The sequence below is a fragment of the Schaalia sp. ZJ405 genome (genome assembly GCF_011038885.2).
Taxonomy (GTDB): domain Bacteria; phylum Actinomycetota; class Actinomycetes; order Actinomycetales; family Actinomycetaceae; genus Pauljensenia.
Map to the genome: position 1 here is coordinate 816604 of NZ_CP064952.1, position 15405 is coordinate 832008.

Genomic DNA, 15405 nt, shown 5'->3' on the forward strand with positions numbered 1-15405 from the left:
ACATCCCGGATTGTCGTCGATGCGGAACCGGCCACCGGCACCATCTGATTCAATGCTGACACGCGGTAGCCTTCAGGGAGCTGAATTCGCCCTCACCCAGGCGGGAGAGGGAGAGGAGCCTTTGCGTGGCAACTACGGTCTGCATGTTGGTGACGATCCCGCCGCGGTTCATGTACGACGGGATCGTCTGGCCGTTGAGGTTGGGGCGCCGATCGTGTGGATGAATCAGACGCATTCTGCACGTATCGGAGTGATCTCCGCTCCCGATCGTGTCGTCTTCGACGGCCCCGTGCATCACCAGGAGAGCACCACCAAGGTTGGGGACCGTGTGACATGTCCTTCGGATCACGCCACACAGACCGCGCCTACGTCCCTGGTTTTACCGTTAGCGGGCATCAGAGAGTGGGGACCACTTGACTGTGATGGCGTCATTGTCGACGGACGAGGCTTTGCCCACCCACCGGCCGTTGCGGTGATGACCGCAGACTGCGTTCCCGTCCTCCTTAGCGCCTGTGGGGGTCGCGTGGTCGGTGCCGTTCATGCTGGACGGCCAGGGCTGGAATTGGGAATCCTCGACCGAGCACTCACCCTCCTCCATGCGATGAACGAGGACGAGGACGGCGTCAACGGTGAGGAAGCGTCAACCGCTGATCGACGCACAACCACTGATCGACGCATCCACGCCCACATCGGTGTGTGCATCTGTGGCCGGTGCTACGAGGTCCCCGAGTCCATGCGAGACTCCTTCTCCCAGCATTCTCCCTGCGCCGCATCAACAACCGCGTGGGGAACCCCGGCTCTCGACCTCGTTGCTGCTGCGCTCAACCGGCTTGAGTCCTTCGGATGCGTCGTCACCCTCGACGGACGGTGTACTCGCGAGGATCTGACGCTGCATTCATACCGCCGCAATCACCGGTGTGGAAGGGAAGCATCGGTGATCCGTCCTGGGCAATAATGCCCGATCAAGCCGGCATGTGACGTGATTTTTCTCTGTCGTCGCAACATGCTCGGCGCGCCTGCGCGATCTTGATGTTTTCTGGCATTACTTTGTGCTCAGTTGGTTCGAGCTGAGGAGTGAAACGGCATGTCAAATTCTTTCGGGGCACGCGCACGTAAGTTCATGGGATGGTACTCGCCCGAGGACGAGGTCGAAGAATTCGACTCCTACGACGAGGTTGAAACCGTCGAACAGGTCGGAGAGGTCAGGCCCATCGAGCGCCCCTTCCTGCGCCCGATCGACACTCCTGAAGCTGAGGCTTCACGCAAGACCGACCTGTCGCGGATCGTCACCGTGCACCCGCGGACCTATCCTGACGCGGTGACCATCGGTGAGGCGTTCCGTGAGGGAACTCCCGTCATCATCAACCTGTCGGACATGGACGAGGCCGAGGCGCGCCGTCTCGTTGATTTCGCTGCTGGGCTGACCTTTGCTCTCCACGGCGTGATTGAGCGCGTGACGAACCGCGTCTTCCTTCTGTCGCCGCGCAGCGTTGAGGTGTCCGGGGACGTGTCAAACTCGCGTCGCGGATCACTGTTTAACCAGGGGTGAGCTCTTGATCCTTCGTCTTGCTGGATCAATCATCTACTGGGTGGCCAGCCTTTACCTCCTCGTCCTCATCTTCCGGATGATCCTTGACTGGGCTCACTTCTTCGCTCCTCAGTGGCGGCCCAAGGGATTCGTCGTTGTTGTGGCTAATGTCATCTACCGGCTGACAGATCCGCCGATTCGAGCATTACGGCACAGGATTCCTCCTTTGCGTCTGGGAGGGGGGATTGCCCTGGATGTTGGTTTCATGGTGGTGTTCTTTGGCGTGGTCCTTGTTCAGTGGGTCGGAAGTTTCCTCATTCGATTAAGCGTCGGCTTGGGTTAAGACCTCGGGTGATCTGCGATGGGGGAGCTGATGCACCCCGAAATAGGAATTTTTTCCCCATTTTGGCCAGGACGTGTGGAATGACACGAAAATTCGTGAGAATTTCCGGTTGAACTGTGGCAATTGGGGTTGCTGTGACACACGAGTCGGCTATGATCAGTCGGTGATGTGTATTGCGATCCACGTGGGTCGCAAGGGTGTCAAGCGGTAGTAACGTCGCTGGGCGCTCCACCCGAAAGACCGAGAGGCGAGGAAATGGCCCTGCTGACCACAGAGGACGTACTCAACAAGAAGTTCCAGTACGTGAAGTTCCGCGAGGGATACGACCAGGTTGAGGTCGATGAGTTCCTCGATGAAGTTGTCTCAACGATTTACTCCCTCCAGATGGAGAATCAAGACCTTAAGGAAAAGCTTGAGGCTGCTGAGCGACGCATCGCTGAACTGTCGAACGGTGGCGTAGTTGAGGAAGCCCCCGTTGCTCCCCAGCCCGTCGAAGAAGTTCCCGCAGAACCTGAACCGGTGGTGGCTCCGGCTCCCGTTGCCCCCGCCACCTGGCCGGCTGAGGTTCCCGCGCAGCCCGAGTCTGCCGAGTCGGCAACCTCGATGCTCGCCCTCGCCCAGCGCGTCCACGACGAATACGTTCGTGACGGCAAGGAAGAATCTGATCGCATCATCTCCGAAGCCCGTGCGAAGGGTAACGAGATCGTCGCTGACGCCCAGAAGCAGCACGAAACGATTCTTGCCCAGCTCGATCAGGAGCGTGGACTCCTCGAATCGAAGATCAATGAGCTGCGGACCTTCGAGTCCGAGTACCGTTCCAACCTGCGCGGTCACCTGGAGAAGCTGCTGTCCGAAGTCTCGGTCAACAACGACTGAGAATCGATCATTTGCTCGCAATGGCGGTGACGCGCAGCGTCACCGCCATTGTCATGCCTTAGACAACATCCAGGAGATTCATGGACAACGACGCAGCACACAACCGCGTAAGCCGAGTCAACGGTCACCGAGCCAGCGATCCCGGTGCGCTCAATACGGACGAACGGACGAGGCGCGCACGCACGCGCTCGAGACACGGAGTTTTTGGTGCTGCGGCGGGAGTATGCCTCCTCGCGATCATCACGGATCAACTGACAAAAGTGTGGGCCCTCGACGCGCTCAGCAACGGACACGCACGGCCTCTGATTTCTGATCTCCTCACGCTCCAACTGACTTTTAACTCCGGCGCTGCATTCTCGCTCGGCGGCGACGTTACATGGCTTTTCACCGTGCTCTCCGTCGTCGTCCTCGTTGCCCTGGGTGTCTTGGTGACCCGCGCACAGCGAACAGCAACGATCCTGTCAATAGCTTTGCTTGCCGGCGGCGCGGCAGGCAACCTCATTGACCGTGCCATACGCCCCCCGGGATTCGGCGTCGGACACGTCGTTGATTTCATCAACTACAACGGATGGTTTGTTGGCAACGTCGCAGATATCTGGATCGTCCTGGGAGCCATTCTCGTGGCCTGGTTCTTCGCAACGGAACACGAGACACGCGAGCCGGAACCTGACGACGCTCTCTCCGGACCTCTGAGTAACGACCAATGAGCGAAACGAAGCTCTTCCCAGTTCCCGATGCCCTTGTGGGTGAACGCGTGGACGTTGCTCTGGCGCGGATGCTCGGGTTCTCGCGATCACGATGCGCTCAGCTCGTGGCCGAAGGAAACGTGGCGATCAACGGGGTGACGGTCGCAAAATCGGTGAAACTTACCGCAACGGATCTCATTGACGTGACGATCCCGAGTCCTGAGCACACACCGCCACCGGTGACGGGGATGACCATCCTCTACGACGACGACGACATTGTTGTTGTTGATAAGCCCGTTGGCGTTGCCGCGCACACAGGTCCCGGATGGGAAGGCCCCACGGTGCTGGGTAATCTTGAAGCTGCGGGATACCGGATCACGACATACGGTCCTCCCGAACGCCAGGGAATTGTTCATCGCCTCGACGTCGGGACGTCAGGAGCCATGATCGTTGCCAAGTCGGAACTGGCATATTCGGTGATGAAGAGGGCATTTAAGGAACGAACGGTGACGAAGATCTACCACGCCGTCGTTGCCGGACACCTCGATCCTCATTCCGGAACGATCGACGCACCGATCGGTCGCCACCCGTCCAAAGAATGGCGCATGGCGGTGCTCGACGGAGGTAAACATGCGATCACCCATTACGACACCCTCGAACTTGTTTCCGGCGCATCCCTCCTCGAAATACATTTAGAAACAGGACGCACACACCAGATCCGCGTCCACATGGCCGCTGTTGGTCATCCCTGCGTCGGTGATGTCTTCTACGGAGCAGATCCAACAAAGGCTGATCAGCTGGGGTTGACTCGCCAGTGGCTTCACGCCGTTCGCCTGGAGTTTGCTCACCCGCGAACCGGAATGCCGATGACCGTTTCGTCACCCTACCCCGATGACCTTGACCAGGCTCTCGATGTGCTGCGTCACCCTGAACACACTCACCAGGTGGTGAGCTGATGACGACGCTAACAGATTCTCATCGCCTCGCCCCGCAGACTGACACCCCCTGGACGGGAATAACCAATTCTGGGGGATATCGCGTCGTTGAAGCAATAACTGAGGAACATCGTCTCGGAGAGCTCGCGGTTCGCTGGGACGTTTTCGTTGTCGAACAACACTGCCCAATCGTTTGTGAAATCGATGCCCGCGACTACGATCCAGCGGTCATTCACTTCGTGTGCCTCGCACCCCAAAGAACAGTCAGTGACCCGCCGAGCGACTCCGTCCTCGTCCCCGACACAACTGATGAACAGGTGGGGGATGTGGACGGTGAGTACGTCGTTGGATGCGTGCGGCTTATTCCCGACGAGCCGGGACACTTCCACCTGGGCAGGTTGGCTGTGCGGAAGGAATACCGCAGCGAAAAGATCGGGGCTGCCTTGGTGCGCGGTCTTCACGAGTATCTTGCAGCGCACACCCCGCGTGGAAGCGACGTGGATGTTGTTCTCAACGCGCAGGTCCAGGCAGCAGGGTTCTACGCGAAACAGGGATATGTGGTGACCTCGAAGGAGACCTTCTGGGAGGCCGGCATTGAGCACGTCGAAATGGCCAGAAGAATCTCAGGGACTGCCGACTGTGGCGACAGGCGACTAGACTAGCGTTCATGGCGTCAGACTCTTTCGTTCACCTCCACAACCACTCCGAGTACTCGATGCTGGACGGAGCGGCAAAAACGAAAGACATGGCTGCCGAAGCAGCCAGGCTTGGGCAGCCGGCGATTGGTTTGACCGATCACGGGTACCTTTTCGGTGCCTATGATTTTTACTCCGCGTGCAAGTCCGCAGGGATCAAACCGATCATCGGCCTTGAAGCCTATGTGACACCGGGGACCTCGCGATTTGACCGACAGAAAGTCACGTGGGGAGAGCCGTGGCAACGCAGCGACGACGTGTCGGCAGGCGGTTCCTACAATCACCTGACCCTCATCGCCTACAACACGCAGGGGATGCATAACCTCTTCAGGCTTGGTTCCTACGCGTCGACGGACGGTCAGTTCGGTAAGTGGCCGCGCGCAGATAAAGAACTCCTCAGCCAATTCCACGAAGGGCTGATTGTTTTCACGGGGTGTCCATCCGGTGCCGTGCAGACCCGTATTCGTCTGGGGCAGTGGGACGAGGCCGTGCGCGAAGCAGCGGAACTGCGCGACATTTTCGGCCCGGAGAATTTCTACGTGGAAATCATGGACCACGGTATCGAGTTTGAGCGGCGCACCCAGAAACAGCTCCTTGAACTTGCCAAGCTCATGGACGCTCCGCTTGTGGCAACGAATGACGCCCACTACGTCAAGAAAGAGGATCGGAAGATCCAGGATGCGCTGCTGTGCATTAACTCCGGGTCACGAATCTCCGATCCCGACCGCTTCAAGTTTGACGGAGACGGCTACTACATTCGCCCAAGCGAAGAGATGCGCGACCTGTGGAAGGAACTTCCGCAGGCGTGTGATGCGACCCTTGAGATCGCTGAACGCTGCGACGTTCACTTCACAACGACGGCTGAGGGCGCCAACTACATGCCCGACTTCCCGGTTCCTCAAGGTGAAGACAAGACCTCGTGGTTCCTCAAGGAAGTTGAACGCGGACTCAATGACCGATTCCCCCAGGGAATCCCCGATGACGTGCGCAAACAGGCGCAGTACGAGGAAGACGTCATCATTAAAATGGGTTTCCCCGGGTACTTCCTCACCGTTGCCGATTACATCAACTGGGCAAAAGACCAGGGGATCCGCGTGGGACCGGGACGTGGTTCGGGTGCCGGGTCGATGGTTGCCTACGCGATGAAAATTACCGAACTCAATCCGCTTGAACACGGACTGATTTTCGAGCGATTCCTCAACCCGGAACGCATCTCAATGCCCGACTTCGATGTTGACTTCGACGAGCGCAGGCGAGATGAGGTCATCGCCTACGTCAAACGCAAGTACGGGGAAGACCGCATCAGCCAGGTCGTCACCTACGGAACGATTAAAACAAAGCAGGCCCTGAAGGATTCCGCTCGAATCCTCGGGAAGGACTTCAAGGTTGGAGAGCAGCTGACGAAAGCTCTCCCGCCCTCGGTCATGGGCAAAGACATTAGCGTCCACGGCATCTTCGACTCGAAGGATAAGCGCTACGGGGAGGCCGCGGAATTTAGGAAATTCTACGACGAGAACCCTGACACGCATGAGGTTGTTGAATACGCCCTCGGCCTTGAGGGACTGACCCGCCAGTGGGGTGTCCACGCGTGCGCGGTCATCATGAGTTCTCACACGATCACCGACATTATTCCCGTGATGAAGCGTCCACAGGACGGCGCGATTATCACCCAATTCGACTATCCGACGTGCGAGACCCTCGGCTTGTTGAAAATGGACTTCCTGGGTTTGCGTAACCTCACGGTTGTTTCGGATGCGCTGGAAAATATCGCGCTCAACGGCAAGACTGAACCCGACCTCGAACACTTGGAGTTCACTGACCCGAAAACCTATGATCTCCTGTCACGTGGCGACACCCTCGGTGTTTTCCAGCTTGATGGCGGCGGAATGCGTGATCTGCTCAAATTGATGCGCCCCGATAACTTCGAGGATATTTCCGCTGTGGGCGCGCTCTACCGCCCCGGCCCGATGGGGGCAAACTCGCACACGAACTACGCGCTGCGCAAAAACGGACGCCAAGAGATCACCCCGATTCACCCCGAACTTGCTGAACCTCTTGAGGAAATTCTCGGGACCACCTACGGCCTCATTGTCTACCAGGAACAGGTCATGCAGATCGCGCAGAAACTTGCGGGATACACGCTTGGTCAGGCAGATATTCTGCGTAAGGCAATGGGGAAGAAAAAGAAAGAAGTCCTTGATCAGCAGTTCGTTGGTTTCCGTCAGGGAATGCTGGACAACGGCTACTCCGAGGAATCCATTAAGGCCCTGTGGGACGTTGTTGTTCCCTTCTCTGCGTACGCTTTCAACAAAGCACATTCGGCGGCCTACGGTCTCGTGTCGTATTGGACGGCGTTCCTTAAGGCGAACTATCCGACGGAATACATGGCGGCCCTGCTGACCTCCACGAAAGACAATAAAGACCGACGCGCTCTCTACCTGGCCGAATGTCGCCACATGAACATCACAGTCTTGCAGCCCGACGTCAACGCCTCGATGGGGAACTTCGCACCAGATGGTGAGTCGATTCGTTTCGGAATGAACGCCATTCAGAATGTCGGGGCAAATGTTGTTGAGGCCATCGTCTCGGCACGCGCGGAAAAGGGAAAGTTCGCGAGCTTCCAGGATTTCCTTGACAAAGTCCCCCAGGTTGTGTGTAACAAGCGAACAATCCAGTCCCTGATCCGCGCGGGCGCTTTTGATTCGATGGGACACACACGCCGGGCGCTGCTGGCGCGCTGTGACGAGGCAGTGGACGCAATTATCGACGTCAAACGCAACGAGGCAATCGGCCAATTCGACCTTTTTGCCGCGCTCGGCGCAGACGAGTCCGACGGTGGCGGTCACTCACTTGCCATTGACATCCCGGAGATCCCTGAGTTTGAGCGCCGCGACAAACTTGCCCAAGAACGGGAAATGCTTGGCCTGTATGTGTCGGACCATCCGTTGCGAGGTGTTGAGGGGGCGCTTGCGCGCTTCCAGGATTACGAGATTGCCCAGGTTGTTGGCTCGGAAGACTCAATGGCGGACCGGGTCGTCAAGATCGCCGGCCTCATTTCTGGTGTTCAGACGAAGGTCACGAAGCAAGGAAACGCATGGGCAATCGCAACGATTGAGGACCTGTCGGGTTCCGTGGAGGTTCTCTTCTTCCCCCGTTCCTACGACACCATCCAGTCCTATCTGCAACAGGACATCATCGTTCAGATTGAAGGCAAAGTGAACGTCCGCGAGGACGGCATGGCGATCTACGGTCAGTCGATGACTCTCCTCGACCTTAGTGACGGTGCCGATCAGCCGCTGGATCTCCAGATCGCGTCCTCGCGGTGCACACCGGAGCTTCTGACGGAGCTTCGCGGTGTCCTCGAAGCGTTCCCCGGTGGTTCACCGGTCCGCCTTCATTTGCGTGAGCCAGGCCGTACAACCATTGTTGAGTTGGATCCCAAGCTCCGCGTGTCCCAAGAATCCGCGTTCTTCTCGCATATCAAGGCCGTCGTTGGTCTCGATGGGGTTCTCTCACCCAACTAGTTTCCGTCCTCGTCCTCGTTCATGGGGATCAGGATTGACGAGGACGAGGTGGCTCTTGAGACGGCCCAACCCGCGCTGCCTGAGGGCCGTGAGGAGAGAACACCTCGACGAGATCACCGGGGGAGAGGGTGTGTCCGCGTCGCGTGTCGACTTGGCCATTGATCGTCACATCCCCATCCTGAATGAGTTCGCGCGCCATCACGCCGTCTTCGGCGAGGCCGGCGAGCTTGAGGAACTGGCCGAGCTTAATGTCGCCGCGTACGGGGATCACGGGGGCGTCAGTCATGGAATCCTCCTGGAGATTGACCGATCGGGTGCGAGGCCGGTCGTAGTGAACACACGTCCCCCAAAGTATGGCATGGCGTGGTCTGACATTCCGTGGGGACCGCAATTGTGTAAGGCCATCGGCCTCGCGGCTGTCGTTGCGGTCCGTCACATGATCCTTTCAGGGGAGGAGACGAGTTTTCCCCTAGGATCGTAGGTATGAAACGCATGGATCTTCGAGGCTGCACACTGTCCGTCGCTCAGCTGCGTGAGGATCTTCCCCGCGCCGCCCTCGACACGGCGAAAGCCGCTGAGGTCGTTGCGCCGCTGGTTGATCGCGTGAAAACTCAGGGCGCTCCCGTGCTGTATGAACTTGCTGAGCGCTTCGACCACGTGCGTCCCCAGCATCTGCGTGTTCCACATGAGGCCATCGAGGATGCGCTTGCCCATCTTGACCCCAAAGTACGCCACGCCCTTGAAGTGTCGATTCATCACAATCGGCAAGGGCACACCCAGCAGCTACCTGAACCGGCCCAGGTTGATATTGTCCCCGGGGGAACGGTCACTCAGCGGTGGCTGCCCGTTGGGCGAGTTGGCCTCTACGTTCCAGGGGGACTGGCGGTTTACCCGTCGTCTGTTGTCATGAACGTCGTGTGTGCGCAGGTTGCCGGTGTTGAGTCAATTGCTCTTGCTTCCCCTCCGCAGAAAGAATTCGGTGGTCTTCCCCACCCAACGATCCTCGCGGCATGTGCCTTGCTCGGTGTTGATGAGGTGTGGGCAATCGGGGGAGCCCAAGCGATCGCAGCCTTTGCCTTTGGGGTCGAGGACGGCTCAGACATTCTTGAACCCGTTGACGTTGTCACGGGCCCAGGAAATATCTACGTGGCCGCTGCGAAACGCCTCGTCCAAGGCACCGTGGGTATTGACGCGGAAGCCGGGACAACGGAAATCGCGATTCTCGCCGATGCCAGCGCCACCCCCGCTTTCGTTGCCGCCGACCTGATTTCCCAGGCCGAACACGATCCAGCCGCCGCGTCCGTCCTCGTCACCGACTGCGTTGATCTTGCCGACGCTGTCGAGGCACTCATTCCCAGCCAAGCTGAGGCCACGATGCACACGGAGCGGATTCTTCGCGCACTGTCGGGTCCGCAGTCAGGAATTGTCCTGGTCGATGATATTGACCAGGGGATCACCGTTGTCAATGCCTATGCCGCTGAACACCTGGAAATCCATACGCGCGACGCACGGGCGGTCAGTGACAGGGTGCGCAACGCTGGGGCAATTTTCGTTGGGTCGTACACGCCAGTTCCACTGGGTGACTACCTTGCTGGGTCCAATCATGTTCTCCCCACCGGGGGAACCGCACGTTTTGCCTCGGGGTTGAATGTCACGCAGTATCTGCGTTCCCAGCAGGTTGTTGAATATTCCGAATCTGCGCTTGCGGGACTTGCGGGGGACCTCAATACCTTGGCCACCGCTGAAGACTTACCAGCTCACGGTGCGGCTGCCCTCCTTCGCCAGGGCTTAGGTAGCGCCGCCGGTGGTGGGCGAACTGAGGCGGTGACCGGCACAGATACCGACGCCCTCAACGGTGTCGGCGGCGCAGAGCAGGGGAGAGCCACCCATGAGTGAGGACATCATCTACCCGGTCCGAGAGGACCTCGCGGGGCTGCAACCCTACGGCGCACCCCAACTTGAGGTACCTATTCGCCTCAACGTCAACGAAAACCCTTACGCGCCCTCGCAGGCGATTATTGACGATATCGCCAGCTCTGTTGCCCAGGCGGCTGCAACGCTCAACCGCTATCCGGATCGTGACTTCCCTCAGCTGCGTGCCAGCCTCGCCGACTACCTGGCAACAGAGTCACACGTGCGTGTGTCTCCGGAGAACATCTGGGCGGCCAACGGATCCAATGAGGTGATGACTCAGATCCTCCAAGCATTTGGTGGACCCGGGCGTACCGTTGTGTCATTCGCCCCCACGTATTCGATGTATCACGAATATGCGCGCGATACGAACACGCGGTGGGTTCAAGGGCAGCGCGACCCCGACTTTCACCTGGATATCGCTGCCGTTGAAGAGACGCTCAGGCGTGAACGCCCCTCAGTTCTCCTCCTGGCCAGCCCAAATAACCCGACGGGTACGGCCTTGCCGGTTGACGATCAGAAACGGATCCTCGACATTGCGGCAACAACCGGTCCGCAGATCAATGGTCGCGCAACCTCAACGATCGTCGTCATTGACGAGGCATACGGGGAGTTCCGTCGCGCCGGAGTGCCCTCCGCTCTTGAGCTGTTAGACACTCACCCCCATCTGGTTGTGTCCCGCACAATGTCGAAAGCCTTCGCTATGGCCGGTCTTCGGTTGGGGTATATGGCGGCGGCGCGCGCAATCATTGACGCCATCATGCTGGTTCGCCTTCCCTACCACCTGTCGGATGTCACGCAGGCAACAGCGCTGGCAGCCCTCAGGCACAGCGCGGAGCTCCTGGGATACGTTGATTCACTGCGTGAAGAACGCGACTGCCTCGTGTCCTGGCTGCGTGAGAATGGATTCGACGCCATCGATTCGGATTCTAACTTTGTGCTCTTCGGGCAATTTGCAGATCGGGACGCGATCTTCCATGCTTTGCTTACACACGGAGTCCTCATCCGCGTTGTCGGCCCTAACGGGTGGCTTCGCGTGAGTGTGGGGACACCCCAGGAAACCGACGCCTTCAAGCAGGCACTCAAGGAGGTCACCGCATGAGCATCGAGACTCCGCGGATCGCGGTCGTTGATCGGACAACATCTGAGTCGTCGATTCACGTGGAAATGAACCTTGACGGAACGGGACGCACGGACATTTCAACAACCGTCCCGTTTTACGACCACATGCTCACAGCCCTGGGGAAGCATTCGCTGATGGACCTGACGGTTCGAGCGACCGGGGATACGCATATCGACGTTCACCACACGGTTGAAGACACCGCGATTTGCTTGGGACTTGCCCTCAAAGACGCGCTGGGAACCAAAGCGGGAATCCGCCGTTTCGCCGATGCGACCGTTCCTCTTGACGAAGCCCTCGCCCGCGCAGTCGTTGACCTTGCTGGACGCCCCTACATTGTTCACGAGGGCGAACCTGCTGGCCAGGAATACCACCTCATCGGAGGGCATTTCACGGGGTCAATGACCCGGCATATTCTCGAATCCTTCACGTTGAATTCCGGAATCTGCCTGCACATGACTCTCCTGGCTGGTCGCGACCCTCACCACATTGTCGAAGCCCAGTTCAAGGCCCTTGCCCGCGCCCTACGCTTCGCAGTTGAGCCGGATCCACGGGTGGAGGGGATCCCCTCCACCAAGGGAGCACTGTGACACATCGGCCTTTGGGGGCAGATGAGAAAGCACAATGGACACCATGAGCAATGAGCATTCGCACGACGACATTGACGCGCAATTCGCTGACCTCGTTGCCGGAATTGACGGCCTGTCGATGGACACCGACATCAACGAACACGCGATGCCGGTCAGCGATGTCGATGCCAGCGGAGCCAACGCAGACGCACAGGATGCGGACCCGAGGGACGCGCAGGACATTCCCGTTGATGAGTCGCTGCATCTTGACGGTGGTCGGCTGTCGGTCGCGCTCGTCCTCGCTCCCATTACACGGCCCGAGGCACTGCATTCGCTGTGCGCGCTCGCGGGAATTCGCTGCAATGTTGTCCGGCTTAAGCCGTGGTCAGCGGTGTGGATGCGTGTGGAAACACCCCCGACGGACGAGGACGAGCTCGATGAGATCCTCACGGGCGTCAAGCCGATGCCTCCTGAGGTTGATGCCGTTGCGCGGATGATTTCGCGACTGTCGAAATATGGGGCCGTTGCGGTGATGTCGTGGCTGGTTGAAGGTGACGGCGTGGAACCTGGAGTCTCTGGGCGTATCACGGCGCAACGGTACGTTGGAGGGGAACCTGAGGAAGCTATTCCGGCGGGACTTCTCCTCGGGTCGATGCCGCAGGCAGCGGAAGATCTGCTACTTGGACGTATGGAGCCATCTGACTACGCGGATTCCGTTCTTGCTGACGGATCGTCTAGGCGCAGACCCGGACCGTTCGGGTGGATGCGGAAGAAACAGTGAAAGACAAGCAAAGGTAGTAGACGTGGTTTCTCCCCGAGTTGTTGTTCTCGATTACGGTTCCGGGAATGTCCGGTCGGCATGTCGTGCACTTGAAAAAGTGGGAGCGGACGTTGAGTTGACAGCCGAGCAAGACGCTGTTCTGAACGCCGACGGCTTGCTTGTCCCCGGGGTTGGGGCTTTTGGTGCCGTGATGGAGCAGCTCACCGCGATGCGGGCCCCTTTTCTCATTGATCAACGCCTCGCGGGAGGGCGCGCGGTGATGGGGGTGTGCGTGGGTCTTCAGGTGATGTTTGAGCGGTCTGCGGAAAAAGGGGAACACGAGGGGCTTGGTCAGTGGCCGGGCACCGTCGATCGCCTCGATGCACCTGTGATTCCACACATGGGGTGGAGTCCGGTTGACGCGGCCCCAGGATCTGAGCTATTCGACGGAGTCGAGGACGAGCGCTTCTACTTCGTTCACTCCTATGCGGCGCTTACTGATCCGGGGGAGGGATGGGATGCGGGCCCTCTTCCTGCGCCGAAGGCTTCGTGGGCCACCCACGGAAACAGTCGTTTCATTGCTGCGGTGGAAAACGGGGCGCTGCGGGGCACTCAATTCCACCCGGAGAAATCAGGTGATGCGGGCCTTCACCTGCTGGAAAATTGGTTGCAGACTCTGTGAAGCTGCGGCCCCACGGAAATTCATGTGTTTGTGTGCTCGTCCTCGTCAATGAATACGCACATCGGACATGCGGGTACACTCTCGGTCACGACGAAAGGAAGAGACGATGACTCAGTCACTGACGTTGCTGCCGGCAGTTGATGTCGTTGACGGCAAGGCGGTACGCCTGAGGCAGGGTGCAGCCGGTACGGAAACCGACTACGGTCATCCGATGGATGCCGCTCGATCATTTGTTGATGCGGGTGCAACCTGGCTTCACCTCGTCGACCTTGACGCCGCTTTTGGACGCGGATCAAATGCTCCACTCTTAGCAGATATCACGCGGGAACTACCGATTCACGTTGAGCTCTCTGGCGGTATCCGCGATGACGAATCTCTTGCCAGGGCCCTCGATGCGGGTGCTCGCCGCGTCAACCTGGGAACCGCCGCGCTGGAAGATCCTCAGTGGACAGAACGTGTCATCGGCGAGTTCGGGGACCGTATCGCCGTTGGCTTGGATGTACGCGGGGAAACCCTCTCTGCTCGCGGATGGACGCGAGAGGGCGGCAACCTGTGGGAAGCGATTGACCGTCTCAATCACGCCGGCTGTGTTCGCTACGTCGTCACCGATGTGGCGCGAGATGGCATGCTCTCAGGTCCAAACGTTGAGCTTCTGCGTCGAGTATGCGCAGCGACCGACGCGGCTGTCGTTGCATCCGGAGGAGTGTCCTCACTGGCGGATATTGCGGTACTGCGGGAACTCGTTGACATCGGTGTTGAAGGCGCGATCGTGGGCAAAGCCCTCTACTCCGGGCAATTCACCCTTGAGGAAGCGCTCGCCGTTGCACGTGGCACGTCTGAGGGGCCGCGCTTGGGAGGCAACCAGTGAGCGAGGTCTGCTCCTCGAATGGGGGACAGGGTAACACTGCGGAACCTCTCGGTGGTGGCGCGCGGGACAACCACGGTGCTCACAGCGGGAACGTCGCAGGCAACGCCCGCAGTGCTCCGATGCTGAGCGAGGACCAGCGGGCACGCCTGGCCGGACGCCTCGCGATGTCTCCACGAGACCGAGGTGATGCGGGGCAGCTTCTTCCCCGCACCCGCGAGGCGCTGACCATTCCCGTTGAAGCTGATTGCGGTGCATCCCGTGTGGAAGCACTCGTGCATGCTCTTGAATCGGAGCGCCTGATCATTCCGATTCTCGTGGAAGAGGACCCGCGGATCACCGGTGTGCACGCTGGTGACCCTAGGGAAAGTGCGCCAGGAGATTTTGTGCGCGTCGAAACCGACGGCGGCCCGGCCCTGGCGGCCTATTCCTCGGCTCGGACGCTCGCGGCGGATCGGCCCGGTGCTCGTCCCACGTCGTGCAGTGCCCGCACGCTCGCACTCACCGCTCTCGTGGAAACCCGCGGACGCTTCCTCGTTGATCCCGGTGGCGCGTCCGTCCTCGTTCCTCGGCCTGCAACCGCTGCGCTTGCCCAGGGGGACCGGTGGCTTCCGGCATGGAAAGATCCCGAGCTCCTGAGTGAATTGCGTGAGCGCGTGGGAATCGGCGACGAGGCTGAGTCGGCGACGAGGCCGATCGGAGTTGTTGATGTGAAGCTGGCGTACGCAGGTGAAGGGAAAGTACGTGTTCTCATTGCCTGTGATCCACATGTGCGTCTAACGCGCACAATGGGCGAGGTACGCGATGGCGTGTCTGAGGCGATTGAGGCGATCGGTCGGTCACCGCGTCTCGTGGCGGCAACTGATCATGTTGAGTACGTGCCGACGTGGGCGTGAAAAACCTGCGGGGAT

At 59.3% G+C, this 15405-nt stretch carries 16 protein-coding genes; 15 read left to right on the forward strand and 1 reads right to left on the reverse strand.

What is annotated here, in order from left to right; translation table 11 throughout:
• The first annotated feature begins 52 nt into the window (after positions 1–52).
• The 8 genes from G7Y41_RS03355 to dnaE all read left to right on the forward strand — a co-directional run bounded on the left by G7Y41_RS03355 (position 53) and on the right by dnaE (position 8587).
• Complete coding sequence (locus tag G7Y41_RS03355) at positions 53–955, forward strand: purine nucleoside phosphorylase YfiH/LACC1 family protein (protein WP_165315202.1); 903 nt, start codon at positions 53–55, stop codon at positions 953–955.
• A 129-nt stretch (positions 956–1084) separates the two neighbouring features.
• Positions 1085–1549 (forward strand): cell division protein SepF, encoded by a 465-nt coding sequence (locus tag G7Y41_RS03360; protein ID WP_165315201.1) that lies wholly within the window; start codon positions 1085–1087, stop codon positions 1547–1549.
• A gap of 4 nt (positions 1550–1553) precedes the next feature.
• Positions 1554–1871, forward strand: a complete 318-nt coding sequence (locus tag G7Y41_RS03365; RefSeq protein ID WP_331272611.1) for a YggT family protein — start codon at positions 1554–1556, stop codon at positions 1869–1871.
• A gap of 255 nt (positions 1872–2126) precedes the next feature.
• The gene (locus G7Y41_RS03370) at positions 2127–2747 is read left to right on the forward strand and encodes a DivIVA domain-containing protein (protein ID WP_165315200.1); all 621 of its coding nucleotides are present in this window, start codon (positions 2127–2129) and stop codon (positions 2745–2747) included.
• An 80-nt stretch (positions 2748–2827) separates the two neighbouring features.
• Entirely contained in the window at positions 2828–3454 is a 627-nt protein-coding gene (gene lspA / locus G7Y41_RS03375) for a signal peptidase II (protein WP_165315199.1), read from the forward strand.
• Positions 3451–4389: an RluA family pseudouridine synthase gene (locus tag G7Y41_RS03380; protein ID WP_165218331.1), complete on the forward strand. Its 939-nt coding sequence runs from the start codon at positions 3451–3453 to the stop codon at positions 4387–4389. Before lspA ends, G7Y41_RS03380 begins: the two co-directional genes overlap by 4 nt.
• Positions 4389–5030, forward strand: a complete 642-nt coding sequence (locus tag G7Y41_RS03385; protein WP_165315198.1) for a GNAT family N-acetyltransferase — start codon at positions 4389–4391, stop codon at positions 5028–5030. Before G7Y41_RS03380 ends, G7Y41_RS03385 begins: the two co-directional genes overlap by 1 nt.
• Before the next feature lie 5 nt (positions 5031–5035).
• Entirely contained in the window at positions 5036–8587 is a 3552-nt protein-coding gene (gene dnaE / locus G7Y41_RS03390; RefSeq protein ID WP_165218327.1) for a DNA polymerase III subunit alpha, read from the forward strand.
• 28 nt (positions 8588–8615) lie between these two features.
• Here dnaE and G7Y41_RS03395 read toward each other — a convergent pair whose 3' ends face one another.
• Positions 8616–8873: an RNA-binding S4 domain-containing protein gene (locus G7Y41_RS03395; protein WP_165315197.1), complete on the reverse strand. Its 258-nt coding sequence runs from the start codon at positions 8871–8873 to the stop codon at positions 8616–8618.
• Between the two features lie 197 nt (positions 8874–9070).
• Between G7Y41_RS03395 and hisD the strand changes: the two genes are divergently transcribed.
• From hisD to G7Y41_RS03430, 7 genes are all read left to right on the forward strand, one after another.
• A complete protein-coding gene (gene hisD / locus G7Y41_RS03400; RefSeq protein WP_165315196.1) occupies positions 9071–10483 on the forward strand; it encodes a histidinol dehydrogenase in 1413 nt (470 codons plus the stop codon).
• A complete protein-coding gene (locus tag G7Y41_RS03405; protein WP_165315195.1) occupies positions 10476–11600 on the forward strand; it encodes a histidinol-phosphate transaminase in 1125 nt (374 codons plus the stop codon). Before hisD ends, G7Y41_RS03405 begins: the two co-directional genes overlap by 8 nt.
• Positions 11597–12208 carry an imidazoleglycerol-phosphate dehydratase HisB gene (hisB, locus tag G7Y41_RS03410; RefSeq protein ID WP_165218319.1) on the forward strand — a complete coding sequence of 204 codons (612 nt, stop codon included), beginning with the start codon at positions 11597–11599 and terminating at the stop codon, positions 12206–12208. Before G7Y41_RS03405 ends, hisB begins: the two co-directional genes overlap by 4 nt.
• 145 nt (positions 12209–12353) lie before the next feature.
• Entirely contained in the window at positions 12354–12968 is a 615-nt protein-coding gene (locus tag G7Y41_RS03415) for a hypothetical protein (protein WP_442984260.1), read from the forward strand.
• 22 nt (positions 12969–12990) lie between these two features.
• Complete coding sequence (hisH, locus tag G7Y41_RS03420) at positions 12991–13629, forward strand: imidazole glycerol phosphate synthase subunit HisH (protein WP_165315193.1); 639 nt, start codon at positions 12991–12993, stop codon at positions 13627–13629.
• A gap of 106 nt (positions 13630–13735) precedes the next feature.
• Positions 13736–14497 (forward strand): bifunctional 1-(5-phosphoribosyl)-5-((5-phosphoribosylamino)methylideneamino)imidazole-4-carboxamide isomerase/phosphoribosylanthranilate isomerase PriA, encoded by a 762-nt coding sequence (gene priA / locus G7Y41_RS03425; RefSeq protein ID WP_165218313.1) that lies wholly within the window; start codon positions 13736–13738, stop codon positions 14495–14497.
• On the forward strand, positions 14494–15390 hold the full coding sequence (locus G7Y41_RS03430; RefSeq protein ID WP_231367358.1) for an SseB family protein: 897 nt from the start codon (positions 14494–14496) through the stop codon (positions 15388–15390). Before priA ends, G7Y41_RS03430 begins: the two co-directional genes overlap by 4 nt.
• Positions 15391–15405 lie beyond the last annotated feature (15 nt).